Consider the following 26401-nt stretch of genomic DNA (forward strand, 5'->3'; position numbering starts at 1 on the left):
GCCGGACGGCCCCGCGGACGGCTACGCGCCCGCGTCGGCCTGCGCGGGCACCGGGTGCCGGCGCGCGGTGAAGAGGGCCAGGGCGGCCATCGGCAGCAACAGCGCGGCGCCGATCGCGTTGAGCCACCCGTATCCCGCCCGGGCCATGACCAGGCCGGCCGCGGCCCCGCCCAGACCGGCGGCCGCGTTCATCGTGAGGTCGCTCAACCCCTGGACGGCGGCCCGCGCGGGCTGCGGTACGGAGTCGGTCAGCAGGGCCGAGCCCGAGACCATCCCCGCGGACCAGCCGAGACCGAGCAGGAACAGGCCGAGCGCGGACTGCGCGTGACTCGGTCCGGCGGTACCGGCGAGCAGCGCGGCGACCGACAGCAGCCCGGCCGCGAGCCCGATCACGGACAGCCGGCCGATCCGGTCGGCGAGCCATCCCATGACGGGGGAGAAGGCGAACATGCCCGCGATGTGACCGCTGATCACCAGACCGACGAGCTCCAGGTCGGCGCCGTGGTGACCGAGGTCCACCGGGGTCATGACCATGATCGAGACCATGGTGGTGTGCGACACCGCGACGGTCAGCAGGGCGAGCCTGGCGCGCGGCGACTCCCGGACGGCCGTGAAACCGGCGCGCAGCGAGCGCCCGGCCCGGGTCTGCTCCCCGGGCGCGGCCAGCGCCCGGGCCGTCAGCAGCGGATCGGGTCGCAGGAGGACGCCGATCAGCGTGCCGGTGAGGACGAAGACGGCGCCGGCCCACACGAAGGGGCCCGCCGTCTCGGGTATGGAGGTGCCGGCGAAGCTGTGACTGGCCGGTGCGGAGAGGTTCGGGCCGAGCACCGCGCCGATGGTGGACGCCCACACGACCACGGAGATCGCCCGCGCGCGGCGGTCGGGCGCCGCGAGGTCGGCGGCGGCGAACCGGGCCTGGAGGTTGGCGGAGGACGCGGCGCCGAAGGCGGCCATGCCCACCAGCAGGAGTGGGAAGTTCCTGATCGTGGCGGCCAGGACGACGAGGGCCGCGCCGGCGGCTCCGATCGCGTAGGCCAGGACCAGACCGGGGCGGCGCCCGCGCGCGGTCATCAGGGCGGCGAGCGGCAGCGAGAGCAGCGCGGTGCCGATCACGGACGCGGTGGACGCGAATCCCGACATGGCCTCGGTGCCGCTGACCTCGGTGGCGAGGACCGGGGCCAGGGCGATGCTGATGGGCACGCCCAGCCCGCCCAGCATCTGAGCGGCGATCAGCACGGCGGAGGTGCGCCGCTGCAACCGGGGGAGATCCGCTGCCACGACCGGGGGCGCGGTGCGTTCGGTGCCGGGGGAGGCCGTCACTGTGCACACCCCCTCGGAGGCCGCGGCAGGCGTACGGAGGACGGGGAGCCGGGTGCGGCGGCGGGAGTGTTCACCGCGGCAGTGTGCCACCCCGTACCGCCAGGTGGAACCGGGTATCGGGGCCGCACGGTCGCGCGCCCCGCGCACCCGCGAGCGGCGGGGCGCGCCCACGACGGGCGCCGGGCCCGTGCGTCGGACCCGCCTCGCAGTGGCTTCGCAGCGGGTCCGGAACGGGTCTCGGAACAGGGGTCTCAGAACAGCGGCTGCGGAAGCACGCCCTCCAGGGCGAGCAGCAGGCGCTTGGTCTCCACCCCGCCGCCGAACCCGCCGATCCCGCCGTCGTTCTCCACCACCCGGTGGCAGGCCACCACCAGCGGCAGGGGATTCGAGCCCATGGCGTTGCCCACGGCCTGGGCCGCGCCCGGCTGCCCGACCCGCGCGGCGAGTTCCCCGTACCCGACGACCGACCCGTAGGGCACCGAGCGGTCCAGCTCCCGGAGCACCTGACGGTTGAAGCCGGAGCTCAGCCGCCAGTCGAGCGGCAGCTCGAAGCGCCGCAGCGAACCGGCGAAGTAGGCGTTCAGCTGGCGCACGGGCTCGGCGAGCAGGACCTCCTCGCCGGGCGCCGGCCGCCAGGCGTCGGCGCCGAGCCGGGAGACCAACGCGCCGATCATCTTCTCGACGCGGTCCGGGCCGGCGTGGAACTCGACCCGGACCAGCCCCTCGGGGGTCGCCGCCAGGAGCAGGGGGCCGATGTCGCCGCTGACGACCGTCCATTCGAGGTGCGGCCCGCGGGGCCGCTCGGAGCTGTCCACCCGTCCACGGTACGGCGCCCCGCGGACAACGACGACGGGTTCGCCCCGGCCGGGGCTCAGTACCAGCCCACCGCCCTGCGGACGACGTCGGGCGTGTTGGTGATGATCCCGTCCACGCCCATCTCCTGGACCTTCCGCGCCGTCGCCGCGTTGTCCACGGTCCAGGTGTCCACCTCCATGGCCTTGCCGTGGGGGCCGCGCAGGGCGTGCACGGCCGCCACCCAGTCCGCCGACAGGGTGGTGTGCCAGGGGTTGATCCGGTCGGTGAAGGCGGCGTAGCGCGGCAGCTCGGCCACGGTGGGCGTGCCCAGGAAGGCCGTCACGAGGTCGGGCCGCAGGTCGTGCACGATCCGGATGGAGTCGGCGCTGAAGCTCTGCACCACCAGCCGCCGGTCCACGCGGTTCCTGTCGAGCCAGCCGGTGGCGTCCAGCAGGTTCAGGGTCTCCCGCTCGATCCCCGGGTAGATCTCCGGCCGCTTGATCTCCAGCAGCAGCTTCTGCTGGTTGCGCCGCACCCGGGCGAGGTACTCCCGCAGGGTCGGCACCGTGGCGCCCGCGTACTGCTTGTCCTTGCCGAACCAGCTGCCCGCGTCCAGCAGGGCGATCTCGTCCGCGGTGAAGTCCTTGACCAGCCAGGGCTTGCGGTCGGGGAACACCTGCTCGACGTCGGTGGTGCGGGCCAGGTTGTCGTCGTGGATCACGACCAGGACGCCGTCCTTCGTGCGCTGGACGTCGTTCTCGACCCAGTCGATGCCCATCCGCATCGCGAGGTCGATCGAGGCCAGCGTGTTCTCCGGGGCGTACGCCGAGGCCCCCCGGTGGGCGTAGACCACCGGAGGGGAGGACGCGACCGTGCCGGACCCCGAGGCGGGACCGGACGCGGTGGCCGAGGTGGCCGTGCCCAGCACGGAGAGGGTGAGGCCCAGGACTGCGGCGGCCACGGCGGCTGGTCGGACGACGTACATGTGCGTTCTCCTCGGGTCGTGAGCCCTGCTCCTGCCTCAAACGGGCGCGGAGCGGCAGACGTTGCGGCGATGCACTTCACGGAGTTTCGCGATCATCATGCGGTTGAAGATCACGGGGCCGCCACCGAACTACGACAAACGGACCAGAATGGAGCAGACCCGCCGGACCCCCGGAGGCCGTGCCGGGCGTGAGTGTCAGTGGGGGGTCGTACGGTTGAGGCATGCGGCCCGTATCGAAGATCGAACGCACGGTGGCGCCTTTCGAGGTCGTCAGCCCCTACCAGCCCAGCGGCGACCAGCCGGCGGCCATCGCCGAGCTGGAGAAGCGCATCCGTGCAGGTGAGAAGGACGTCGTACTGCTGGGTGCGACCGGCACCGGCAAATCGGCGACCACGGCCTGGATGATCGAGAAGCTCCAGCGGCCGACGCTGGTGATGGCGCCGAACAAGACCCTCGCCGCCCAGCTGGCGAACGAGTTCCGCGAGCTCCTGCCGAACAACGCCGTCGAGTACTTCGTCTCGTACTACGACTACTACCAGCCCGAGGCCTACGTACCCCAGTCGGACACCTACATCGAGAAGGACTCCTCGATCAACGAGGAGGTGGAGCGGCTGCGCCACTCCGCGACCAACTCGCTGCTGACCCGGCGCGACGTGATCGTCGTCGCCTCCGTGTCCTGCATCTACGGCCTCGGCACCCCGCAGGAGTACGTGGACCGGATGGTCTCGCTGAAGGTCGGCGAGGAGTTCGACCGGGACCAGCTGCTGCGCCGCTTCGTCGACATCCAGTACACGCGCAACGACGTGGCCTTCACCCGCGGCACCTTCCGGGTACGCGGCGACACCATCGAGATCTTCCCGGTCTACGAGGAACTGGCCGTCCGCATCGAGATGTTCGGCGACGAGATCGAGGCGCTGTCCACCCTGCACCCGCTGACCGGCCAGGTCATCAGCGAGGACCGCGAGCTGTACGTCTTCCCCGCCAGCCACTACGTCGCCGGCCCCGAGCGCATGGAGAAGGCCGTCGCCGGCATCGAGGCCGAGCTGACCGATCGGCTGGCCGAGCTGGAGAAGCAGGGCAAGATGCTGGAGGCCCAGCGGCTGCGCATGCGCACCACCTACGACCTGGAGATGATGCGCCAGATCGGGTCCTGCTCCGGCATCGAGAACTACTCGCTGCACATGGACGACCGCGAGCGCGGCTCCGCCCCGAACACCCTCATCGACTACTTCCCCGAGGACTTCCTGCTCGTCATCGACGAGTCGCACGTCACGGTGCCGCAGATCGGCGCGATGTACGAGGGCGACGCCTCCCGCAAGCGGACCCTGGTCGACCACGGCTTCCGGCTGCCGTCCGCCCTGGACAACCGGCCGCTGAAGTGGGAGGAGTTCCAGGAACGGATCGGCCAGACCGTCTACCTGTCCGCCACCCCCGGCAAGTACGAGCTCTCCCGCGGCGACGGCTTCGTCGAGCAGATCATCCGCCCCACCGGCCTCATCGACCCCGAGGTCGTCGTCAAGCCCACCGAGGGCCAGATCGACGACCTGGTGCACGAGATCCGCCAGCGGGTGGAGAAGGACGAGCGCGTCCTGGTCACGACGCTCACCAAGAAGATGTCCGAGGACCTCACGGACTACTTCCTGGAGCTCGGCATCCAGGTCCGCTACCTGCACAGCGACGTGGACACCCTGCGCCGCATCGAGCTGCTGCGCGAGCTGCGGGCCGGCGAGTACGACGTCCTGGTCGGCATCAACCTGCTGCGCGAGGGCCTCGACCTGCCCGAGGTCTCGCTGGTGGCCATCCTCGACGCGGACAAGGAGGGCTTCCTGCGCTCCGGGACCTCCCTGATCCAGACCATCGGCCGCGCGGCGCGCAACGTCTCCGGCCAGGTCCACATGTACGCGGACAAGATGACGCCGGCCATGGAGAAGGCCATCGACGAGACGAACCGGCGCCGCGAGAAGCAGATCGCCTACAACACGGCGAACGGGATCGACCCGCAGCCGCTCCGCAAGAAGATCAACGACATCGTCGCCACGATCGCCCGCGAGGAGCTGGACACCGAGGAACTGCTCGGGACCGGCTACCGGCAGGCGAAGGAGGGCAAGGGGGCCAAGGCCCCGGTGCCCGCGCTCGGCGGGAAGGCCGCCGGGGGCAAGGCGGGTGGAAAGGGAGCGAAGGGGGCCAAGGCCGCGGCCACTCCCACGGACCGCCCGGCCGCCGAACTGGCCGCGCTGATCGAGCAGATGACCGAACGGATGCGGGGGGCGGCGGCGGAGCTCCAGTTCGAGGTCGCGGCCCGGATCCGCGACGAGGTGGGCGAGCTGAAGAAGGAGCTTCGACAGATGAGGGAAGCGGGCCTCGCCTGAGGTGGGGGCTGTCAGTAGGGTTGGGCGACAGCCGCAGGTACACGCTGCGACCCGCCGACATCGGGGCGGGCCATGGAGAGGGGACATCACGTGACGGTCAACATGACCAAGGGTCAGGCCATCAGTCTGCAGAAGGCGGACGGAGGCACGCTGACCGCGGTCCGGATGGGGCTCGGCTGGCAGGCGGCGAAGCGTCGGGGGCTGTTCGGGTCGCGGACCCGGGAGATCGACCTGGACGCGTCGGCGGTGCTGTTCGCCGACAAGCAGCCGGTGGACGTCGTGTTCTTCCGGCACCTGCAGAGCGACGACGGTTCGGTCCGCCACACCGGTGACAACCTGGTCGGCGGCGTCGGCCAGGGCGGGGACGACGAGGCGATCCTCGTCGACCTCCAGCGCGTGCCGGTGCACATCGACCAGATCGTCTTCACGGTGAACTCCTTCACCGGGCAGACGTTCCAGGAGGTGCAGAACGCCTTCTGCCGCATCGTCGACGAGACCAACGGCCAGGAACTGGCCCGCTACACCCTCGACGGCGGCGGCGCCTACACCGCGCAGATCATGGCGAAGGTGTCCCGCGTGGGCGCCGGCTGGCAGATGACGGCCCTCGGAAACCCGGCCAACGGTCGGACCTTCCAGGACCTCATGCCGTCGATCCTGCCGCACCTGTAAGCAGCACCGGACAAGAGCAAAGAGAAGAAGGCACGGGGGAGGGCTGCACGATGACGGCCGAACTGGTCCGGGGGCAGAACCACCCCCTGTCCAAGAGCAGGGTGGAGATCAGGGTCTCGGCGGGCACGCCGGTACTGGCCCTGGTCTCGACCGGTGACGACGAGGGCCGGTTGGCCGGACCCGCGGCGCTGGCCCACCCCGGCGCCCGGGCCCTGCCGGGCCTGGAGGTGCCGGACACGGTCGCGGGCGGGCACCGCTTCGCCGTCGACCTCGACGCCGTCGACGAAGCCGTCCACCGGCTCCGGGTGGTGCTCGTGCTGCCGCCCGGCGGCCCGGCGCGCTTCGGCGCGGTGCCGGCCTCGTACGTCGCCGTCGCCGAACCACAGGGCGCCGAGCTCGCCGGGTACACCCTGACGGGCCTGGAGTCCGAGACCGCCGTGGTCGCCCTGGAGCTGTACCGGCGCCAGGGCGCCTGGAAGGTCCGGGCCGTGGGCCAGGGGTACGCCGGCGGGCTGAGCGCCCTGCTGGTCGACGCCGGGCTGCCCGCGCCGGCCGCCGCCGAGCTGGCCGCCGTGGCCACGGGACTCGTGGCCACGGGGGACATCACCCTCGCGGCCATGCCGACCGGGCCGGTCCCCACCGTCCCGCGCGGCCTGCGCGCCCCGCTGGACGCGCCGCCCGCGACCGGGGCCCCGCAGGCCCCCGAGCCCCCGGACCCGATCCCGGTCTCCGACGTGCCCCTCGCGGGCGCGGGATCGGCCGGCGACACCGCGGGCGGTCCGCCGACCATCAGCTACGCCCACCCGCGCCGCCGCCGGACCAGCACCGAGGCGCCCGAGCCGGCGCCGCGTGCGGCCGAACCGGACGAGCCGGGCCGACCTCCGCGCCCCGTCGCCGGCGACGCCAGTGGCTGGTCCATGGACGAGCGGCTCTACAACCAGGTCTGGGGCATGTTCGAGGACATGGCCCGCACGGTCGCCGCCTACCGCAGCGCCGTCGAGTTCGCCGACTCCCGCATGGACCGGGAACTCGACGAGGCGCTCTCCGACCCGCGCCACCGCCTCGGCGGCTCCGGCGACGGCGCCCGCGCCACCGCCCGGGCACGGCGCGAGGAACTCGTCGCCCAGGCCCGCGCCGTGCTCGACCGGGACCTGGCCCAGCTGGTCGCCGAGTCCGAAGTCGTCGAACCCGCGCTGCCGGCCGCGTACGCCCGCTGGGACAACCCCGTCTGGCACGCCCCCGGCACCCCCCAGGAGAATCCGCTCGCGCTGCGCCTGGGCGACCTGTCGCTGCCCGAACGGCCCGAGCTGCGCATCCCGATGCTCATGCGGGTGCCGCTGGAGCGCGGCCTGTGGATCGACAACGGCCGCACCGGCTCCGAGGCCGCCATGGCCATGGACACCGACCGGCTGCGCCGGGCCGCCATGGACATGGCCGTCGCGCACGCCGTCCGGCTGCTCGCCGTCCACCCCGGCGACAAGTACTCCGTCCACGTCATCGACGCCGCCGGGGCGGGCGCCGCCTCGCTGGCCCCGCTCGTCCGCTCCGGGGTGCTGGCCGGCCCGCCGGCCTCCGGTGCCGCCGGGGTGACCCAGACCCTCGCGCAGCTGACCCGGCGGGTCGATCTCGTACAGATGGCGCTGCGGGCCGGCGCCCCCGAGGACCTGCCGCCGGACGTGGACACGGCCGAGCAGCTCCTGATCGTCCACGACTTCCCGCACGGCTTCGACGACCGTTCCGTCACCCAGCTGCGCTACCTCGCCGACGAGGGTCCAGCGGTCGGCGTGCACCTGCTGATGGTCGCCGACCGTGACGAGGCCTCCGCGTACGGGCCGCTGCTCGACCCCCTGTGGCGCTCGCTGATGCGACTGTCGCCGATCCCCGACAACCACCTGGCCGACCCCTGGGTCCATCACGCCTGGACCTTCACCCCGGACCTGCCCCCGCAGGGCAGCCGGGTCCTCGACCAGGCACTGAACCGCATATCGGAGGTCCGGCGCAGCGCCCGCCCGTGAGTCGGACGGCAGGTCGCGCGAACCGTTCCATGACGGATGTGTGACCTGCCACTGACCTTTTCTTGGTACTCCCTTTACCTTTCCTCGGTTCGCCGGGTACTGTGGTGCACGCGGAGGGGAGTATTCCTGCTACCTGCTACGGCGTACCCGTCAATACGGACCGCGATCGGTCCCGGGGCGCCGGCCCGAGGCCTCCAGGCCATCCGGGTGGAAGAGACCTCCGGCAGCGATGACGCTGACGAAGTGCTGAGCCATCCCGCCGGAGGCGTGTAGACAGTGGACGTTTCATTCAACATGTGGTTGCTGACCATTCTCGGTCTGAGCATCCTGATCGGCGCCGATTTCTTCATCGGCCGCAAGCCCCATGACGTATCCATGAAGGAAGCGGGCATCTGGACGGTCGTCTGGATCGCGCTCGCCGGCCTCTTCGGCCTCGGCCTGCTGTACTTCGGCAACGGCCAGGCGTCCCAGGAGTTCTTCGCCGGCTTCATCACCGAGAAGTCGCTGAGCGTCGACAACCTCTTCGTCTTCGTCCTGATCATGGCGAAGTTCGCGGTGCCTTCCCAGCTCCAGCAGCGCGTCCTGCTGATCGGCGTACTGATCGCCCTGGTGCTCCGCGCGATCTTCATCGCCGCCGGCGCCGCGATCATCACCAACTTCTCCTGGGTCTTCTACATCTTCGGCGCGTTCCTGATCTACACCGCCTGGAAGCTCATCCAGGAGGCGCGTGGGAACGACGAGGAAGAGGAGTTCGAGGAGAACCGCCTCCTCAAGACCATCGAGAAGAAGTTCGGCGTCGCCGACCGCTACCACGGCACGAAGCTCTTCATCCGGAACAACGGCAAGCGCATCATGACCCCGCTGATGGTCGTCATGCTCGCCATCGGCACCACCGACGTGCTGTTCGCCCTGGACTCGATCCCCGCGATCTTCGGCCTCACCCAGGACCCGTACATCGTCTTCACCGCCAACGCCTTCGCCCTGATGGGTCTGCGCCAGCTGTACTTCCTCATCGGCGGCCTGCTCAAGAAGCTGGTCCACCTCAGCTACGGCCTGTCCGTCATCCTCGGCTTCATCGGCATCAAGCTGGTGCTGCACGCCCTGCACGAGTCCGGACTGCACGTCCCGCAGATCTCCATCCCGGTCTCCCTGGGCGTCATCTGCGGCGTGCTGGTGATCACCACCATCACCAGCCTGATCGCCTCGAAGAAGCAGGCGGCGGCCGAGGCCGCCGCCGACTCCAAGACCATCGACGCCTAGGCCCTGTCGGGGTCGGGAGTCCTTCGACTCACACGGGGGCGGCCGCTTCGGCCGCCCCCGTTCGCGTGCCCCCGGCCGCCTTCGAGGCCCGCTCGCCGAGCACCGTCGGGTTCGTCTCCGGCAGCAGCGCGAAGCAGCCCAGGCTGACCAGGGCGATCACGGTCAGGTACACCGCGACCCCCCAGGGCGGCCCGGAACCGTCCGCCAGCGCGGTCGCCACGATCGGGGTCAGCGCCCCGCCCAGCACCCCGCCCAGGTTGTAGCCGACGGCCGCCCCCGTGCAGCGGATCCGCGGGGCGTACAGCTCGGGCAGGTACGCGCCCACCACGGCGAACATCGTCACCATGCCCAGCAGCGCCACCACGCAGCCCAGGGTCATCAGCAGTGGATCCGCAGTCCGCAGCAGCGCGACGAAGGGGAACATCCACACCGCGCAGAGCGCGCAACCGGCCAGGCACAGCGGGCGGCGCCCCCACCGGTCGCCGCACAGCGCCACCAGCGGGGTCGCCAGACCCTTCAGGGCGACCGCCGCCATCACGCAGGCCAGCATGACCGTACGGTCCACCCGCAGGTGCTCGGTGGCGTACGCCAGGGACCAGGTGGTGACCGCGTAGAAGACGGCGTAACCGATCGCCAGCGCCCCGCCGGTCAGCAGGAGCAGCCGCCAGTGGCCCCGCACCACCTCGCCGAGCGGGCTGCGCGCGCGGCGGCCCGTCTCGGCGAGCGCGCGGAACTGCGGGGTCTCCTCGACCGAGTGCCGCAACCACAGCCCGGCCAGCGCGGGCACCGCGGCGGCCCAGAACGGGACCCGCCAGCCCCAGGCGGTGAACTGCGCGTCGGTCAGGGTCGCGGACAGGGTCAGCATCAGACCGTTGGCCAGCAGGAAGCCCACGGCCGGGCCGGCCTGCGGGAAGCTCGCCCACAGCCCGCGCCGGTGCTCGGGCGCGTGCTCGGCCGTCAACAGCACGGCGCCGCCCCACTCGCCGCCGAGCCCGAGTCCCTGGAGGAAGCGCAGCAGGAGCAGCAGGAGCGGGGCGGCGATGCCGATGGACGCGTACGAGGGCACACAGCCGACCGCCACCGTGGCGAGGCCGGTCAGCAGCAGGGAGCCCAGCAGGACGGGGCGGCGGCCGTACCGGTCGCCGATGTGGCCGAAGACGGCCGAACCGAGGGGGCGGGCCAGGAAGCCGATGCCGAAGGTGCCGAAGGCGGCGAGGGTCCCGGCGAGCGGCGAGAGGGACGGGAAGAACAGCGGGCCGAGCACCAGGGCCGCGGCCGTGCCGTACACGAAGAAGTCGTAGAACTCGATGGCGGTGCCGGCGAGGGAGGCCGAGGCGAGCCGCAGCATCGAGGGAGGTGCCGAGGAGGGGACGGGGGAGGGGTCTTGTCGCATGGTGCGGGAACTACCCCGCCCCACACCCTCGGGACGTGCGTTCGGTCGTCATCGACCGGAAGGAGTGCACCCCTTCACGGCGTTGACGGGGCTCCGACCGGCCGTCGGACGGCGGCCGGCGGTCGGCGAACCGCCACCGGAGGCCGGCCGGCATCCGACGCCGGCCGGACGACGGTGACCGCTACCAGCCGCGCTCGCGCCATTCGGCCAGGTGCGGCCGCTCGGTGCCGATCGTGGTGTCGTTGCCGTGCCCCGGGTAGACCCAGGCCTCGTCCGGCAGCTGCTCGAAGAGCTTGTGCTCGACGTCGTCGATCAGCTGCGCGAAGGCCTTCGCGTCGCCCGAGGTGTTGCCGACGCCGCCCGGGAAGAGGCAGTCGCCGGTGAACACGTGCGGGTGTCCGTGCGGGTCGTCGTAGACCAGCGCGATCGAGCCGGGGGTGTGACCGACCAGGTGCCGCGCGGTCAGCTCGACGCGCCCCACCCGGATCGTGTCCCCGTCCCGCACCGGCACGTCCGTGGCGACCGGGATGCCCTCGGCGTCGAAGGCGCCCGCGTACGTGCGCGCGCCGGTGGCCTCGACCACCGCCTGGAGCGCGCCCCAGTGGTCGCCGTGCCGGTGGGTGGTGACCACGGACGCGATGCCGCCGTCGCCGATCAGCTGCAGGATCGTCTCCGGCTCGGCGGCCGCGTCGATCAGCAGCTGCTCGTCGGTCGCCCGGCAGCGCAGCACGTAGGCGTTGTTGTTCATCGGGCCCACCGCGACCTTGGAAATCATCAGGTCCGAGAGTTCATGCACGTCGGCCGGACCGCCGACCTTCACCGCTCCGCTGTACGTCATGTGTCGATCCTAGAGCGGCGGGAGAGCGGGGAGGGAGCCGCCGTCCACCGTCAGGTGCGCGCCGAGGTCGCCGCGCCCGGCCAGCCAGCCCAGCAGTTCGGCGCCGGTGCCGGACACGGTGACCGGGGCGCCGTCGCCGCCTGAGACGTTCCAGGTGCGGCCGGGGCCGCCGGACCCGAGCACGAGGGTCACCGGCGGGACCTCCCGCCGGCCGGACCAGCGGTCGGCCAGGAACTCGATCTCACGGGCGGTGAACTCGTCCGGGAGGTCGGCGAGCCCGTACCCGATGCCGAGGTCGACGTGGTGCAGCTCGACCTCCACGAGACGGCGGAAGGGGATCCGGGCGACGGAGTCGGTGACACCGTTGCGCAGCTCCACGGTCCGGGACCAGTCCTGCGGGAGTTCGGTCGCCGCCTCGTACCGGGAGGCGGAATTCCGGAGGTCCTCCAGCTGTTCCACCAGGGGTCGGCCCGAGTCGCGCGCGATGTCCGCGTCGCGCGTGGCGGCGCTCGCGTACATGGGGCGTCCTTCGACGACGTTCACGAGGGCGTCCGCGTTGCGTGCCAGGTGGGCCAGGACGTGGCCGCGGGTCCACCCGGGGAGGAGTGACTCCTCGGCCAGGGCGGCGTTGTCCAGTTTCGCGGCCGCGGTCAGCAACCGATCGGTGGCCTCACGCAGGGATCGCAGGTCGTGCACATGATCAGTCATGCATCCGAGCCTAGTGCGGACAAGGCCTCCGCCACACGATCGGGTGAACAGGTCTTGCGCGTGCCGTAAATCGAATGTGCGTGCTATACGCTCGGAAGTCCACTCATCAAGCCCATCGCAGAGGCGCCCCCCATACCCTGGGACGGGGGCCCGTGCCCCCGCTCTCTCAAGAAAGGTGCGGACCGGCGTGACCGACCGTCTCATCGTTCGTGGCGCTCGCGAGCACAACCTGAAGAACGTCTCGCTCGACCTGCCCCGCGACTCGCTCATCGTCTTCACCGGACTCTCCGGGTCGGGCAAGTCCTCCCTGGCGTTCGACACGATCTTCGCCGAGGGCCAGCGCCGCTACGTCGAGTCGCTCTCGTCGTACGCCCGCCAGTTCCTCGGCCAGATGGACAAGCCCGACGTCGACTTCATCGAGGGCCTCTCCCCGGCCGTCTCGATCGACCAGAAGTCCACCTCGCGCAACCCGCGCTCGACCGTGGGCACCATCACCGAGGTCTACGACTACCTCCGCCTGCTCTTCGCGCGCATCGGCAAGCCGCACTGTCCCGAGTGCCGGCGGCCGATCTCACGGCAGTCGCCGCAGGCGATCGTCGACAAGGTCCTCGCGCTGCCCGAGGGCAGCCGCTTCCAGGTCCTGTCGCCGCTGGTGCGCGAGCGCAAGGGCGAGTTCGTCGACCTCTTCGCCGACCTCCAGACCAAGGGGTACAGCCGGGCGCGGGTGGACGGGGAGACCATCCAGCTCTCCGAGCCGCCCACGCTCAAGAAGCAGGAGAAGCACACGATCGAGGTGGTCGTCGACCGCCTCACCGTCAAGGACGGGGCCAAGCGCCGGCTCACGGACTCCGTGGAGACCGCCCTCGGGCTCTCCGGCGGCATGGTCATCCTCGACTTCGTCGACCTCGCCGAGGACGACCCCGAGCGTGAGCGGATGTACTCCGAGCACCTCTACTGCCCGTACGACGACCTGTCCTTCGAGGAGTTGGAGCCCCGCTCCTTCTCCTTCAACTCGCCGTTCGGCGCCTGCCCCGAGTGCACCGGCATCGGCACGCGCATGGAGGTCGACCCGGACCTGATCATCCCGGACGAGGAGAAGTCCCTGGACGAGGGCGCGGTCTCCCCGTGGTCCCTCGGGCACACCAAGGACTACTTCCAGCGCCTGATCGGCGCGCTCGCCGGGGAGCTCGGCTTCCGGACCGACATCCCGTGGGCCGGGCTGCCGCTGCGGGCGCGCAAGGCCCTGCTGTACGGCCACAAGACGCAGATCGAGGTCCGCTACCGCAACCGGTACGGGCGCGAGCGGGCGTACACCACCGCCTTCGAGGGCGCCGTGCCGTTCGTCAAGCGGCGGCACGCGGAGTCCGAGAGCGACGCCAGCCGCGAGCGCTTCGAGGGCTACATGCGCGAGGTGCCCTGCCCGACCTGCGAGGGCACCCGCCTCAAGCCGATCGTGCTCGCGGTCACGGTGATGGACCGGTCCATCGCCGACGTCGCCGCGATGTCGATCAGCGAGTGCGCGGACTTCCTGGGCCGGCTGCGGCTCGACGCCCGCGACAAGAAGATCGCCGAGCGGGTCCTGAAGGAGGTCAACGAGCGACTGCGGTTCCTCGTCGACGTCGGCCTGGACTACCTCTCGCTGAACCGCGCCGCCGGCACCCTCTCGGGCGGCGAGGCCCAGCGCATCCGGCTCGCCACCCAGATCGGCTCCGGCCTGGTGGGCGTGCTGTACGTCCTCGACGAGCCCTCCATCGGCCTGCACCAACGGGACAACCACCGGCTGATCGAGACGCTGGTGCGGCTGCGCGACATGGGCAACACCCTGATCGTGGTCGAGCACGACGAGGACACCATCAAGGTCGCCGACTGGGTCGTGGACATCGGTCCCGGCGCCGGCGAGCACGGCGGCAAGGTGGTGCACAGCGGCTCGCTCAAGGAACTGCTGAAGAACACCGAGTCGATCACCGGGCAGTACCTGTCGGGCAAGCGGTCCATCCCGCTGCCGGACGTCCGCCGCCCCGTGGACGGCGAGCGCCGGCTGACCGTCCACGGCGCCAAGGAGAACAACCTGCGGGACATCGACGTGTCCTTCCCGCTGGGCGTGCTCACGGCGGTCACGGGCGTCTCGGGCTCCGGCAAGTCCACGCTGGTCAACGACATCCTCTACACCCACCTGGCCCGCGAGCTGAACGGCGCCCGGTCCGTCCCGGGACGACACACCCGGGTGGACGGGGACGACCTCGTCGACAAGGTCGTTCACGTCGACCAGTCCCCGATCGGCCGGACGCCGAGGTCCAACCCGGCGACGTACACCGGTGTCTTCGACCACGTGCGTCGGCTCTTCGCGGAGACCATGGAGGCGAAGGTGCGCGGCTACCTGCCGGGCCGCTTCTCCTTCAACGTCAAGGGCGGCCGGTGCGAGAACTGCTCCGGCGACGGCACGATCAAGATCGAGATGAACTTCCTGCCGGACGTGTACGTCCCGTGCGAGGTCTGCCACGGCGCCCGGTACAACCGGGAGACGCTGGAGGTCCACTACAAGGGCAAGTCCATCGCCGAGGTCCTCGACATGCCGATCGAGGAGGCGCTGCACTTCTTCGAGGCGGTGCCGACGATCGCCCGGCACCTGAAGACCCTGAACGAGGTCGGTCTCGGGTACGTCCGGCTCGGTCAGTCCGCGCCGACGCTGTCGGGCGGTGAGGCGCAGCGCGTGAAGCTGGCGTCCGAGCTGCAGAAGCGGTCGACGGGGCGGACGGTGTACGTCCTCGACGAGCCGACGACCGGCCTGCACTTCGAGGACATCTCGAAGCTGATCAAGGTGCTGTCGGGGCTGGTGGACAAGGGCAACTCGGTGATCGTCATCGAGCACAACCTGGATGTCATCAAGACCGCGGACTGGGTCATCGACATGGGCCCCGAAGGCGGCTACGGCGGCGGCCTGGTCGTCGCCGAGGGCACCCCGGAGCAGGTCGCGTCGGTCGGGGCGAGCCACACCGGCAAGTTCCTGCGCGACATCCTGGGCGCGGACCGGGTCTCCGACGCGGGGTCGGCTCCGGCCCGGTCCGCGGCGAAGAAGCCCGCGGCGAAGAAGGCCACCGCCAAGAAGGCGGCGGCAGCCCCGGCGAAGAAGGCGGCGGCGGCCAAGAAGGCGGCGGCCCCGGCGAAGAAGACGACGAGGGCCCGCAAGGCCTAGGTCCTGTCGTCGATCGGGAAAGGGGCGCCCGCGTACGGCTTCGTACGCGGGCGCCCCTTCGTCATGCCGGGCGGGCAGGTGGAGCGTCGGGCGGGCGGCCGGCGGCGTGCGGGCGCGGGCGGCGATCAGGTGGCGATGCCGACCGCGTGGCCGATCGTCGTCGGGTCGGCCAGGGTGCTCAGGAGGGCGTCCGCGACGTCCGCGCGGGCGATGGACTTGCCGTCGGGGACGTTGGCGTCGAGGGCCCTGCGGTAGGTGCCCGTGCGGGGCCGGTTCAGCAGGCGCGGCGGGCGGATCACCGTCCACTGGACGGACCCCGCCCCGATCGCCTCCTCCATCACCGCCAGGTCCGCGTACAGGTCCCGCAGCACCCGCCGCAGGATCGGGTAGACCACCGCCCGGGTCAGGAATCCGTCCCGCGGGTTCGGCGGCCCCAGCGGGGCGGCGCTCACCGCCGACAGGCGCCGCACCCCGGACCGGCCCATCGCCGAGACGATCGACCGCAGGGCCGGGCCGGCGATCGGGGTCAGTCGGGCCTGCTTGTTGTTCGCAGGGCCGAGTGCGGAGATCACCGCGTCCCGGCCCGCGAGGAACGGGAGCAGGGCCTCCTCGTCCGTCAGGTCCCGCACCACGGCCACCTGGAGGCGGTCGTGCGCCGGCACGTCCAGCCGCGCCGGGTCGCGTACGACGGCCGTCACCTCGTGGCCTGCGTCGAGTGCCTGGCGGACGACTTCGCGGCCGACCCCGCCCGTGGCCCCGAACACCGTGAGTCTCATGGCGAACTCCTGCCCCGTTGGTGATGGGTGAGTAGGGGTGGGTGAGTGTTCACTCACCCCTGTTTCCCTTAGAGTGAGTGAATGCTCACCCCCACGTCAAGTCGCCCCACGCCGGAGCGTCTGCTGGACGCCGCCGAGACGCTGATGCGCACCACCGGGCTGGCCAACGCCACCACCAAGGCCATCGCCCGCGAGGCCGGCTGCTCGGAGGCCGCGCTCTACAAGTACTTCGCGAACAAGGAAGAGCTGTTCGTCCGCGTCCTCATGGAGCGCCGGCCCAACGCCGCCGCGCTGATGGCCGCGCTGACCACCGACCCGGGGAAGCAGTCGGTCGAGGACCGGCTGGCCGACATCGCCCGGCACGCCTCGCTCTTTTACGCCGACGCCATGCCCATGGCGGCCTCGCTCTTCGCGGACCCCGCCCTGCTCGTCCGGCACCGCGAGGGCGTGCGCGAGATCGGCGCCGGGCCGCACGTGGTGCTCGACGCCCTGACCGACCACCTGGTGCGTGAGCGCGACCGCGGGCGGCTGCGCCCCGACGCCGATCCGGGAGCCGCCGCGGCCCTGCTGCTCGGCGCCTGCTTCCAGCGGGCCTTCTTCCTGCACTTCTCCGGCGCCGACGTGGTGCGGCCGGTCGAGGAGTTCGCCCCGGGCCTGGCCCGCACGGTCTGGGCCGCGCTGCGCCGAGACGAAGCCGCGGCGGGGTGAGCCGGTACCGCGCCGGGGGACCCGTACCGCGCCGGGGTGAGCCGGGCCGTCGGGTCAGAGTTCGGTGGCGTACGGGGGCTCCGCGCCCGCCCGGGTGCAGGTCACCGCCGCGGCGCGGGCGGCGTACGCCAGTACCTCCGGCCAGTCCACCGGCCCCGGCCGCCCCGTCAGCCGGTGCAGCAGCGCCGCGTTGACGGTGTCGCCCGCGCCGATCGTGTCCACGACGGGCACCCGCAGGCCGGGCACGGAGTGCTCCGCGCCCTCGCGCGTCCACACCGTCAGGCCCGCCCCGCCCCGGGTGAGCACCACGGCCGACGGTCCGGCCGCCAGCCAGTCGGCGACCCGGCCGCCCAGCCAGGCCGCGTCCTCCTCGGAGAGCTTGAGGATCGACACGTGGGGGAGCCGTCGCAGGAAGCGGTCCCGATAGGCGTCCGCGTCGGGGATCAGCGCCGGCCGGATGTTGGGGTCCATGAGGGTCGTCAGCCCGCGCCCCGACTCGCGGCGCAACAGGGCGTCGTAGGCGCTCGCACCGGGCTCCAGCACCAGGGAGCAGGTGCCGAGCGCGAGGGCCCGTGCGCCGGGCGGCAGGGCGGGCGGGAGGGTGAACAGCCGGTCGGCCGTCCCCTCGGTGTGGAAGACGTAGGCCGCCGAGCCGTCCGGGGCCAGCGACGGCACGGCCAGCGTGGTCGGTTCGGGGCCGCGCTGGACCAGCGAGAGGTCCACCCCGGCGGCCCGGAGGCCGTCCAGCAGCGAGACGCCGAAGCCGTCCGTCGACACCCGGGAGCAGAAGGCGACGTCGGCGCCGAGCCGGCCCAGCGCCAGCGCGGTGTTGTACGGTCCGCCGCCCGCCCGGGGCAGCAGGGCGCCCGGTGGCTCCGCGACGGGCACCAGGTCGATCAGGGCTTCTCCACCGACGACGATCACGCGGGGGAAAGTATCCCATCGGGCGCGGGTATCGTCGGGTGGACCGAACCCCACGCCGAATCCCGGGAGAGTTCCATGTCCGCGTCGCAGTCCGCCGCCCGTCGTACCGTCCTCAAGGGCGCGGCCGCGCTCGCCGGGGCCGCGGGCGCCGGGGTGACCCTGGCGGCCTGTTCCACCGAGACCGACAGCGGCGGCCGCTCCCCGGCGGTGCCGACGGAGCCGGTCGAGCTGGGCGCGGCGAGCGAGGTCCCGGTCGGCGGCGCGAAGCTGTTCCGCGAGCGCAAGCTCGTCGTGAGCTGCCCGGCGGAGGGCCAGTACAAGGCGTTCAGCGCCCAGTGCACGCACGCCGGATGCGTCCTCGACAAGATCGTCGAGGGTGAGGGGAACTGCCCCTGCCACGGCAGCCGCTTCGACGTGGCCACCGGCAAGGTGCTGCGCGGCCCGGCCTCCGCCCCGCTGCCGTCGGTCCCGGTGAAGGTCGAGGGCGGCCGGCTCGTCGCCGGCTGACCCCGCTCCGCAACGGACGCGGGGGCAACGGGCGGAGCCATGGGCGGGGAGCGGCGCACGCGGCTACTCCCAGTCCCACGCGATGCCCAGGATCCCGCGCCGCACGCCTTCCTCCAGCAGGTGCACCGCCCGGTGCCGGCCGCTCGGGGTCAGGTCCGCGAGGCCGTCGCGGCGCGCCCCCGGGCCGCTCCGGCTGAACCGCCGGCAGCGCACGGGCAGGGCCGCCTCGTCGAAGCGGACCTGGAGCATGTACTGGCCGCCGGTGTAGCTGAAGCCGCGCACGTACTCGGTGCACCGGCCGCCCGTGCCGTCCTCGAAGCCGTAGCCGAAGACGTACGTGTCGCCCGCGCGGAGCCGTGCGTCGAAGAGCAGTTCGGCGACCACCACCTCCGCCTCGCGGTGCCACCGCACCCGTCCCGTCCGGCAGTTCTCCTCCGCCCGCACCCGGATCCGGGCGGGGTCGCAGCCGGGGTCGCCGTGGTGGACGGCGAGGTACCGGTCGACCCCGTCGCGGTGGGCGCGCACCACGTGCTGCGAGACCCGGCCCACCAGCTCGCCGGCGGCGCCGATCCGCACCCGCTCGTGGTGGCCGACCGTGTGCAGACCGCCGTCCGAGGGCAGTTCCATTCCGGCCAACAGCTCCTCCACCGCAGCGCCCACGCTGACCAGGGAGCGGTACGAGCGACCCGGCGGGCGAATCGTTTCGGCGGAGGCGCCGTCCGGCGTGTCCAGCAGACGTGACAGGGTTCCCCCGGGCAGTTCCAGGATCTCCTCCAGCGCCTGCACGGCCCTCAGGGACTCGGCGCGACGCGGGCGGCGCGCGCCCTGCTGCCAGTAACTCAGGCTCGTCACGCCCAGTTTGATGCCCCGCGCGGCGAGCCGGTGCTGGACCCGGTGCAGGGGCAGGCCGCGGGCCGTCAGCGCGGCCCGCAGCGCGAGGTGGAAGGGGCCCGCGCGCAACAGTCGCGGCAGGTCGTGGGCACGGTCCGCAGTCGTCCGCATGGCGGAAACCTCCTGTGAACGTTCACGCGTCGCGGGGCGGGAGACCGCGTCCGGGACGCCCGGGATTCAGGTGGGCCCTGGTGAGCACGGGTGGACGGAGGGCGGCCGTTCACATTCCGGTTGCCCCGTTCACACGGCGATGTCACCGCGTATTGAAGCGTGTTGACCTGATCGCGACAACACCCCGATGCTCCTCCACAGCGTCCGGACGCGCTCCTCCGATCCCCACTCTCCACCCCGGGAGGAACGCGATGCGCAAGCCCAACCGGCGGCTGTCCCCGGCCGCCCTCCTCATCGCCCTGTTCTTCGTCCTGTCCACCGGCACCGCCACCGCCGTCGACGCCGGCACGGACTCCGCTCTCGCCTCCAAGCGCCTGAACATCACCATGCAGGCCCAGCAGAAGACCAACTGGTGCTGGGCCGCGGGCGGCAACACGATCGCGACCTGGTTCGGCCGTTCCTACAGCCAGAACCAGTTCTGCAACGCCGCCTTCAACCGCCAACAGGGCACCGAATGCCCCAACAACCAGGCCACCCTGGGCAACGTCCAGACCGGTCTGCGCTGGGCCGGCGTCAACTCCGGCTCGTACGTGACCGGCTGGCTCCAGTACTCCACCGTCCAGACCGAGATCAACGCCGGCCGACCCATGGAGACCCGCATCCAGTGGTCCAACGGCGGCGGCCACATGCACGTGATCTACGGCTACGACACCGCGAACAGCTGGGTCTACTGGGGCGACCCGTGGCCCTCCAGCGACCGCTACAACTGGGCCTCCCACGCCTGGTACGTCGACAACGACACCTTCTCCTGGACCCACTCCCTCTACCGGATCGGAGCGTGACGCCGTGACCGCCGTACCCCTGCGCGCCGCCGCCGTCGCGGTCCTCGCCGGTGCCTGCCTGCTCCTGTCCCCACAGGCCCAGGCGTCCCCCGTACCGCAGCCCCCGTCCGCCGGCGCCGACGTCCGGGCAGCCGCCCGGGAGGCGGCCGTCGCCCCCGACACCCTGGCCACCCTCGCCCGGTTCTTCGCCCGGGAGGGCAAGGTCGGCCTCGCGCAGGCCAAACCCCGCATCGAGGGCGAGACGATCCCCGTCCACCACCTCTCCCCGGACTTCGTCGCCGGCAAGGCGGGGGCACCCGTGGCCCGCCTGCAGTTCCTCGCGAGTCAGGCCGTCTCCTCGGACGGCCAGCGGGCCGCCCTGTGGACCGCCCGCACACCCGCCGGCTGGCAGGTCGTGAACATCGCCACCGGCGACGACGAATTCCGCTACGCCGGACTCGGGGCGGAGAAACTCCCCGGCGGCACCGTGTTCCGCGAGCCGCAGATCGACGCGTGGTACGTGGCCCGGGGCGACCGGGTGCTGCCGCTCGACGAGGACGCGACGCGGGCCGTGGGAGCCACCGGGACCAGCCTGGCCGGCTACCGGGCACGCGTCGCCAAGGCCTACGGCGACAAACTCCCCGGCTCCGCCTACGCCAGGGACGGCCGCGCCGGCGGCTACGCCGAACCCGCCGCGGCGACGGCGGCCCGCCCCACCGGGTCCTCCCCGTCCCCGGCCTCGCCGGCGGCCGGGGCGGCCGGGGCCGCCGGGGTGCTCGCGCTGGGCGGCGCCGGGATCCTGCTCCTGCGCCGCCGCGCGGTCCGCCCGTAGGTCCTGTCGTCGAAGCGGCGCCGCGGCCAGGCGAGACTTCGACGACAAGGCCCGGGAAGGCCCGCGGGGCCCGGCCCTCCGCCAGGGGGCCGGGCCGCGCGGTCGGCCCACGCGGGCGGTCCCCGCGGGCCCGGGCGGCGCCCCTCCCCGGGCGCCGCCCCGTACGCCGTCGCGCCGAAGGGCCGCGACCGGGCCGGCCCCCGGCGACGGGGGCCGGTGCCGGGGGACCGTTGTCGGCCGTCGCCAGTAGGGTGGTTGGCATGGCCGACCCTTCCAGCTACCGCCCCCAGCCGGGGCAGATCCCCGACTCCCCGGGGGTCTACAGGTTCCGCGACGAGCACCGCCGGGTGATCTACGTCGGGAAGGCCAAAAGCCTGCGGCAGCGCCTGGCCAGCTACTTCCAGGACGTCGCGAACCTGCACCCGCGCACCGCCACGATGGTCACGACCGCCGCCTCCGTCGAGTGGACCGTGGTGTCCACCGAGGTCGAGGCGCTCCAGCTGGAGTACTCCTGGATCAAGGAGTACGACCCCCGGTTCAACGTGAAGTACCGGGACGACAAGAGCTACCCCTCCCTCGCCGTCACCATGAACGAGGAGTACCCCCGGGTCCAGGTCATGCGCGGACCCAAGAAGAAGGGCGTGCGCTACTTCGGCCCCTACGGGCACGCCTGGGCCATCCGAGAGACCGTCGACCTGATGCTGCGCGTCTTTCCCGTGCGCACCTGTTCCGCCGGGGTGTTCAAGCGGTCCGCCCAGATCGGCCGGCCCTGCCTGCTCGGCTACATCGGCAAGTGCTCCGCACCCTGCGTGGGCCGGGTCACCCCCGACGAACACCGTGAACTGGCCGAGGACTTCTGCGACTTCATGGCCGGCCGCACCGGCACCTACCTCACCCGCCTCGAACAGCAGATGCACGAGGCCGCCGAGGACATGGAGTACGAGAAGGCCGCCCGGCTGCGCGACGACATGGGGGCCCTGCGCCGCGCCATGGAGAAGAACGCCGTCGTGCTCGCCGACGCCACCGACGCCGACCTCGTCGCCGTCGCGGAGGACGAGCTCGAAGCCGCCGTGCAGATCTTCCACGTACGCGGCGGCCGGGTCCGCGGCCAGCGCGGCTGGGTCACCGACAAGGTCGAGGCCGTGGACACCGCCGGGCTCGTCGAGCACGCCCTCCAGCAGCTGTACGGGGAGGAGAAGGGCGAGGCCGTCCCCAAGGAGGTGCTGGTCCCGGCGCTGCCCGAGGACACCGCGGCACTGGCCGAGTGGCTGGCCGAGCGGCGCGGGTCCCAGGTGAGCCTGCGCATCCCGCAGCGCGGGGACAAGAAGGCCCTCATGGAGACCGTCCACCGCAACGCCGTGCAGTCCCTCGCCCTGCACAAGACCAAGCGCGCCGGCGACCTGACCACCCGCTCCCGGGCCCTGGAGGAGATCGCCGAGGCGCTGGACCTGGACGGCGCGCCGCTGCGCATCGAGTGCTTCGACATCTCGCACCTCCAGGGCGACGACGTCGTGGCCTCGATGGTGGTCTTCGAGGACGGGCTCGCACGCAAGAGCGAGTACCGGCGCTTCCAGATCAAATCGTTCGAGGGACAGGACGACGTCCGTTCCATGCACGAGGTGGTCTCGCGGCGCTTCCGCCGCTACCTCCAGGAGAAGCTGAAGACGGGGGAGTGGTCCCCCGAGGACGCCCGGGACGGCGAGATCCCGGCCGAGGACGACGGTCGGCCCAAACGGTTCGCCTACCCGCCGCAGCTCGTGGTGGTCGACGGCGGGCAGCCGCAGGTCGCCGCCGCCAAGCGGGCCCTGGATGAGCTGGGGGTCGACGACGTCGCCGTGTGCGGCCTGGCCAAGCGGCTGGAGGAGGTGTGGCTGCCCGGCGAGGACGACCCCGTCGTGCTGCCCCGCACCAGCGAGGGCCTCTACCTGCTCCAGCGGGTCCGTGACGAAGCCCACCGGTTCGCCATCCAGTACCAGCGCAGCAAGCGCGGCAAGCGCCTGAAATCGAGCCCGCTGGACGACGTGCCCGGACTCGGCGAGAGCCGCAAACAGGCCCTCGTCAAGCACTTCGGTTCGGTGAAGAAGCTGAGACAGGCGACAATCGACCAGATCTGCGAGGTCCCGGGCATAGGCCGCAAGACGGCCGAGACCGTGGCCGCGGCCCTCGCCCACGCGGTTCCCGCCGGTCCTGCCGTCAACACGGCGACAGGGGAGATCATGGAAGACGAGACCCCCGCGCCCGCGGGAGCATCGTCCGAACGGGGGACCGAGCAATGACCGAGCACGAGACCACGCACGACCGAGACGGAGCACAGGTGAGTACGGGCACGACAGTGGAGCCCGGCGAGGCCGCCGAGGCGGCCATCCCCGAGCTGGTGATCATCTCCGGGATGTCCGGAGCCGGCCGCAGCACCGCGGCGAAGTGCCTGGAGGACCTCGGCTGGTTCGTCGTCGACAACCTCCCCCCGGCGCTCATCCCCACCATGGTGGAGCTCGGTGCCCGCTCGCAGGGCAACGTGGCGCGCATCGCCGTCGTCGTCGACGTCCGCGGCCGGCAGTTCTTCGACGCGCTGCGCGAGTCCCTCGCCGACCTCGAAGGCAAGGGCGTCACCCGGCGCATCGTCTTCCTGGAGTCCTCCGACGACGCGCTGGTCCGCCGCTTCGAGTCGGTCCGCCGCCCGCACCCCCTCCAGGGCGACGGCCGCATCACCGACGGCATCGCCGCCGAGCGCGACCTGCTGCGCGAGCTGCGCGGCGACGCCGACCTGGTCATCGACACCTCCAGCCTGAACGTCCACGAACTGCGCGCCAAGATGGACGCCCAGTTCGCGGGCGACGAGGAGCCCGAGCTGCGGGCCACCGTCATGTCCTTCGGCTACAAGTACGGCCTCCCCGTCGACGCCGACCTCGTCGTCGACTGCCGATTCATCCCCAACCCGCACTGGGTCCCGGAACTGCGCCCCTTCACCGGGCTCAACGAGGAGGTGTCGGGCTACGTCTTCAGCCAGCCCGGCGCCAAGGAGTTCCTCGACCGGTACACCGAGCTGCTCCAACTCATCGCCACCGGCTACCGCCGCGAGGGCAAGCGCTACGTGACCATCGCGGTCGGCTGCACCGGCGGCAAGCACCGCAGCGTGGCCATGTCCGAGAAGCTCGCCGCCCGCCTCGCCTCCGAGGGAGTCGAGACCGTCGTAGTGCACCGGGACATGGGGCGCGAGTGACCGGACGGAGTCTGAGACTGCGCCGCCTGCGCCGTCTCACCCCCGGGCGGGGGGAGGCCGGCGCGGGCCGTCGCCGCGGCGCCACGCCGAAGGTGGTCGCGCTGGGCGGCGGCCAAGGGCTGTCGGCCTCCCTCGCCGCCCTGCGGCGGATCACCGGTGACCTCACCGCCGTGGTCACCGTCGCCGACGACGGCGGCTCCAGCGGCCGGCTCCGGGAGGAGCTCGGCGTGCTGCCGCCCGGCGACCTGCGCAAGGCGCTGGCCGCGCTGTGCGGCGACGACGAGTGGGGCCAGACCTGGGCCCGGGTCATCCAGCACCGCTTCCAGTCCCGCGGGGACCTGCACGAGCACGCCGTCGGCAACCTGCTGATCGTCGCCCTGTGGGAACAGCTCGGCGACCCCGTCCAGGCACTCGACCTGGTCGGCAAGCTGCTGGGCGCACAGGGCCGGGTGCTGCCGATGTCGGCGGTGCCCCTGGAACTCCAGGCGCTGGTCAAGGGGCACGATCCGGCCCGCCCGGACGACGTGGACACCGTCCGGGGGCAGGCCACCGTGGCCCTCACCCCGGGCGAGGTGCTCTCCGTACAGGTCGTGCCCGGCGACCCGCCGGCCGTGCCGGAGGCCGTCGCGGCCGTGCTCGACGCCGACTGGGTGGTGCTCGGACCGGGATCGTGGTTCTCCTCCGTGATCCCGCACCTGCTGGTGCCCGAACTGCTCGACGCGCTCATCGAGACGAAGGCCCGAAGGGTCCTCTCGCTGAACCTCGCGCCGCAACCCGGCGAAACAGAGGGCTTCTCTCCGCAGCGTCATTTGGAGGTTTTGGCCCGACACGCCCCTAAACTCGCCCTGGACGTGGTGCTGGCCGACGAGGCCGCCGTGCCCGACCGCGAGTCCCTCTCCGATGCCGCGAAACGGTTCGGTGCCGCGGTCGAGCTGGCGCCGGTTGCCAGGCAGGACGGCTCTCCGAAGCACGACCCGGAGCTGCTGGCCGCCGCGTACGACCGTATTTTTCGGATGCATGGAAGGATCGGCCCATGGCGATGACGCCTGCGGTGAAGGACGAGATCTCTCGCCTGCCCGTCACCCGGACCTGCTGCAGGAAGGCCGAGGTCTCGGCGATCCTCCGGTTCGCCGGTGGTCTGCACCTGGTGAGCGGCCGCATCGTCATCGAGGCGGAGCTGGACACGGGGGTCGCCGCCCGGAGACTGCGCAAGGACATCCTGGAGATCTTCGGCCATTCCTCGGACCTCGTCGTGATGGCTCCCGGCGGACTGCGCCGCGGCAGCCGCTTCGTCGTGCGCGTCGTCGCCGGCGGGGACCAGCTGGCACGCCAGACGGGCCTCGTGGACGGCCGGGGACGCCCCATCCGGGGCCTCCCGCCCCAGGTGGTCTCCGGGGCCACCTGCGACGCGGAGGCGGCCTGGCGCGGTGCCTTCCTGGCCCACGGCTCCCTCACCGAGCCGGGTCGGTCGTCCTCCCTGGAGGTCACCTGCCCCGGTCCGGAGGCCGCCCTGGCCCTGGTGGGCGCCGCCCGCAGGCTCTCCATCGCCGCCAAGGCGCGCGAGGTGCGCGGTGTCGACCGGGTCGTCGTCCGCGACGGCGACGCGATCGGGGCCCTGCTCACCCGGCTGGGCGCGCACGACTCGGTACTGGCCTGGGAGGAGCGGCGGATGCGCCGCGAGGTCCGCGCCACCGCCAACCGCCTGGCCAACTTCGACGACGCCAACCTGCGCCGCTCCGCCCGCGCCGCGGTGGCCGCCGGAGCCCGGGTGCAGCGCGCGCTGGAGATCCTCGGCGAGGAGGTCCCCGAGCACCTCGCGGCCGCCGGCCGGCTGCGCATGGAGCACAAGCAGGCCTCCCTGGAGGAGCTGGGTGCGCTCGCCGACCCGCCGCTGACCAAGGACGCGGTCGCCGGCCGGATCCGTCGCCTGCTGGCGATGGCCGACAAGCGGGCCCAGGACCTGGGCATCCCGGGCACCGAGTCGAACCTCGACCTCAGTGAGGAACTGGCCGACAACATGGCCGGCTGACCCTCGCGACGACGCGAGATCCCACCGTGGCCCCCGG

Annotated in this window: 22 protein-coding genes; 13 read left to right on the forward strand and 9 right to left on the reverse strand. The window is 72.3% G+C overall.

The features are described from left to right. Positions 1-21: 21 nt before the first annotated feature. The 3 genes from OTB19_RS03925 to OTB19_RS03935 form a co-directional block, all read right to left on the reverse strand. Positions 22-1329: an MFS transporter gene (locus OTB19_RS03925; RefSeq protein WP_420716787.1), complete on the reverse strand. Its 1308-nt coding sequence runs from the start codon at positions 1327-1329 to the stop codon at positions 22-24. Between the two features lie 242 nt (positions 1330-1571). Continuing rightward, positions 1572-2135 (reverse strand): methylated-DNA--[protein]-cysteine S-methyltransferase, encoded by a 564-nt coding sequence (locus OTB19_RS03930; RefSeq protein ID WP_267796507.1) that lies wholly within the window; start codon positions 2133-2135, stop codon positions 1572-1574. Positions 2136-2191: 56 nt separating this feature from the next. Continuing rightward, positions 2192-3100, reverse strand: a complete 909-nt coding sequence (locus OTB19_RS03935) for a glycerophosphodiester phosphodiesterase (RefSeq protein WP_267796508.1) — start codon at positions 3098-3100, stop codon at positions 2192-2194. A gap of 221 nt (positions 3101-3321) precedes the next feature. Here OTB19_RS03935 and uvrB point away from each other — a divergent pair, with 221 nt between their 5' ends. From uvrB to OTB19_RS03955, 4 genes are all read left to right on the forward strand, one after another. Next, positions 3322-5469 carry an excinuclease ABC subunit UvrB gene (gene uvrB / locus OTB19_RS03940; RefSeq protein WP_267796509.1) on the forward strand — a complete coding sequence of 716 codons (2148 nt, stop codon included), beginning with the start codon at positions 3322-3324 and terminating at the stop codon, positions 5467-5469. A 90-nt stretch (positions 5470-5559) separates the two neighbouring features. After that, a complete protein-coding gene (locus tag OTB19_RS03945) occupies positions 5560-6138 on the forward strand; it encodes a TerD family protein (RefSeq protein ID WP_053681568.1) in 579 nt (192 codons plus the stop codon). A gap of 50 nt (positions 6139-6188) precedes the next feature. Then, complete coding sequence (locus OTB19_RS03950; RefSeq protein WP_267796510.1) at positions 6189-8153, forward strand: TerD family protein; 1965 nt, start codon at positions 6189-6191, stop codon at positions 8151-8153. A gap of 276 nt (positions 8154-8429) precedes the next feature. Next, a complete protein-coding gene (locus OTB19_RS03955; RefSeq protein ID WP_267796511.1) occupies positions 8430-9413 on the forward strand; it encodes a TerC/Alx family metal homeostasis membrane protein in 984 nt (327 codons plus the stop codon). A gap of 28 nt (positions 9414-9441) precedes the next feature. Here the strand turns inward: OTB19_RS03955 and OTB19_RS03960 are convergent, their stop codons facing one another. The 3 genes from OTB19_RS03960 to OTB19_RS03970 all read right to left on the reverse strand — a co-directional run bounded on the left by OTB19_RS03960 (position 9442) and on the right by OTB19_RS03970 (position 12352). Next, the gene (locus OTB19_RS03960) at positions 9442-10761 is read right to left on the reverse strand and encodes an MFS transporter (RefSeq protein ID WP_267796633.1); all 1320 of its coding nucleotides are present in this window, start codon (positions 10759-10761) and stop codon (positions 9442-9444) included. A gap of 226 nt (positions 10762-10987) precedes the next feature. Continuing rightward, complete coding sequence (locus tag OTB19_RS03965) at positions 10988-11644, reverse strand: MBL fold metallo-hydrolase (RefSeq protein ID WP_267796512.1); 657 nt, start codon at positions 11642-11644, stop codon at positions 10988-10990. A 9-nt stretch (positions 11645-11653) separates the two neighbouring features. After that, positions 11654-12352, reverse strand: a complete 699-nt coding sequence (locus OTB19_RS03970) for a maleylpyruvate isomerase family mycothiol-dependent enzyme (RefSeq protein WP_267796514.1) — start codon at positions 12350-12352, stop codon at positions 11654-11656. Positions 12353-12539: 187 nt separating this feature from the next. Between OTB19_RS03970 and uvrA the strand changes: the two genes are divergently transcribed. Continuing rightward, the gene (gene uvrA, locus OTB19_RS03975) at positions 12540-15545 is read left to right on the forward strand and encodes an excinuclease ABC subunit UvrA (RefSeq protein WP_267796515.1); all 3006 of its coding nucleotides are present in this window, start codon (positions 12540-12542) and stop codon (positions 15543-15545) included. A gap of 125 nt (positions 15546-15670) precedes the next feature. Here the strand turns inward: uvrA and OTB19_RS03980 are convergent, their stop codons facing one another. Next, positions 15671-16321, reverse strand: a complete 651-nt coding sequence (locus OTB19_RS03980) for an NAD(P)-dependent oxidoreductase (RefSeq protein WP_267796516.1) — start codon at positions 16319-16321, stop codon at positions 15671-15673. 81 nt (positions 16322-16402) lie between these two features. Between OTB19_RS03980 and OTB19_RS03985 the strand changes: the two genes are divergently transcribed. Then, positions 16403-17029, forward strand: coding sequence for a TetR/AcrR family transcriptional regulator (locus tag OTB19_RS03985; protein WP_267796518.1), 627 nt, complete (start codon positions 16403-16405; stop codon positions 17027-17029). 54 nt (positions 17030-17083) lie between these two features. Here OTB19_RS03985 and OTB19_RS03990 read toward each other — a convergent pair whose 3' ends face one another. Beyond that, on the reverse strand, positions 17084-17953 hold the full coding sequence (locus OTB19_RS03990) for a carbohydrate kinase family protein (protein ID WP_267796520.1): 870 nt from the start codon (positions 17951-17953) through the stop codon (positions 17084-17086). A gap of 75 nt (positions 17954-18028) precedes the next feature. On the opposite strand from OTB19_RS03990, the gene OTB19_RS03995 reads away from it, so the two are divergent. Beyond that, positions 18029-18460, forward strand: a complete 432-nt coding sequence (locus OTB19_RS03995; RefSeq protein WP_267796521.1) for a Rieske (2Fe-2S) protein — start codon at positions 18029-18031, stop codon at positions 18458-18460. A 63-nt stretch (positions 18461-18523) separates the two neighbouring features. Here the strand turns inward: OTB19_RS03995 and OTB19_RS04000 are convergent, their stop codons facing one another. Further along, on the reverse strand, positions 18524-19462 hold the full coding sequence (locus OTB19_RS04000; RefSeq protein WP_267796522.1) for a hypothetical protein: 939 nt from the start codon (positions 19460-19462) through the stop codon (positions 18524-18526). A 251-nt stretch (positions 19463-19713) separates the two neighbouring features. Here OTB19_RS04000 and OTB19_RS04005 point away from each other — a divergent pair, with 251 nt between their 5' ends. The 6 genes from OTB19_RS04005 (at position 19714) to whiA (ending at position 26364) form a co-directional block, all read left to right on the forward strand. Beyond that, complete coding sequence (locus OTB19_RS04005; RefSeq protein ID WP_267796523.1) at positions 19714-20304, forward strand: papain-like cysteine protease family protein; 591 nt, start codon at positions 19714-19716, stop codon at positions 20302-20304. Between the two features lie 4 nt (positions 20305-20308). Further along, positions 20309-21115, forward strand: coding sequence for a hypothetical protein (locus OTB19_RS04010; protein WP_267796524.1), 807 nt, complete (start codon positions 20309-20311; stop codon positions 21113-21115). Between the two features lie 260 nt (positions 21116-21375). Further along, entirely contained in the window at positions 21376-23391 is a 2016-nt protein-coding gene (gene uvrC, locus OTB19_RS04015; RefSeq protein ID WP_267796525.1) for an excinuclease ABC subunit UvrC, read from the forward strand. Then, positions 23388-24335: an RNase adapter RapZ gene (gene rapZ / locus OTB19_RS04020; protein ID WP_053681595.1), complete on the forward strand. Its 948-nt coding sequence runs from the start codon at positions 23388-23390 to the stop codon at positions 24333-24335. Before uvrC ends, rapZ begins: the two co-directional genes overlap by 4 nt. Continuing rightward, positions 24332-25378 (forward strand): gluconeogenesis factor YvcK family protein, encoded by a 1047-nt coding sequence (locus OTB19_RS04025; RefSeq protein ID WP_420716788.1) that lies wholly within the window; start codon positions 24332-24334, stop codon positions 25376-25378. The genes rapZ and OTB19_RS04025 overlap by 4 nt, the downstream gene beginning before the upstream one ends. Next, complete coding sequence (gene whiA, locus OTB19_RS04030; RefSeq protein WP_053681599.1) at positions 25369-26364, forward strand: DNA-binding protein WhiA; 996 nt, start codon at positions 25369-25371, stop codon at positions 26362-26364. The genes OTB19_RS04025 and whiA overlap by 10 nt, the downstream gene beginning before the upstream one ends. The last annotated feature ends 37 nt before the right edge of the window (positions 26365-26401 follow it).

The sequence above is a fragment of the Streptomyces sp. H27-H5 genome (genome assembly GCF_026627505.1).
Classification (GTDB): Bacteria; Actinomycetota; Actinomycetes; order Streptomycetales; family Streptomycetaceae; genus Streptomyces.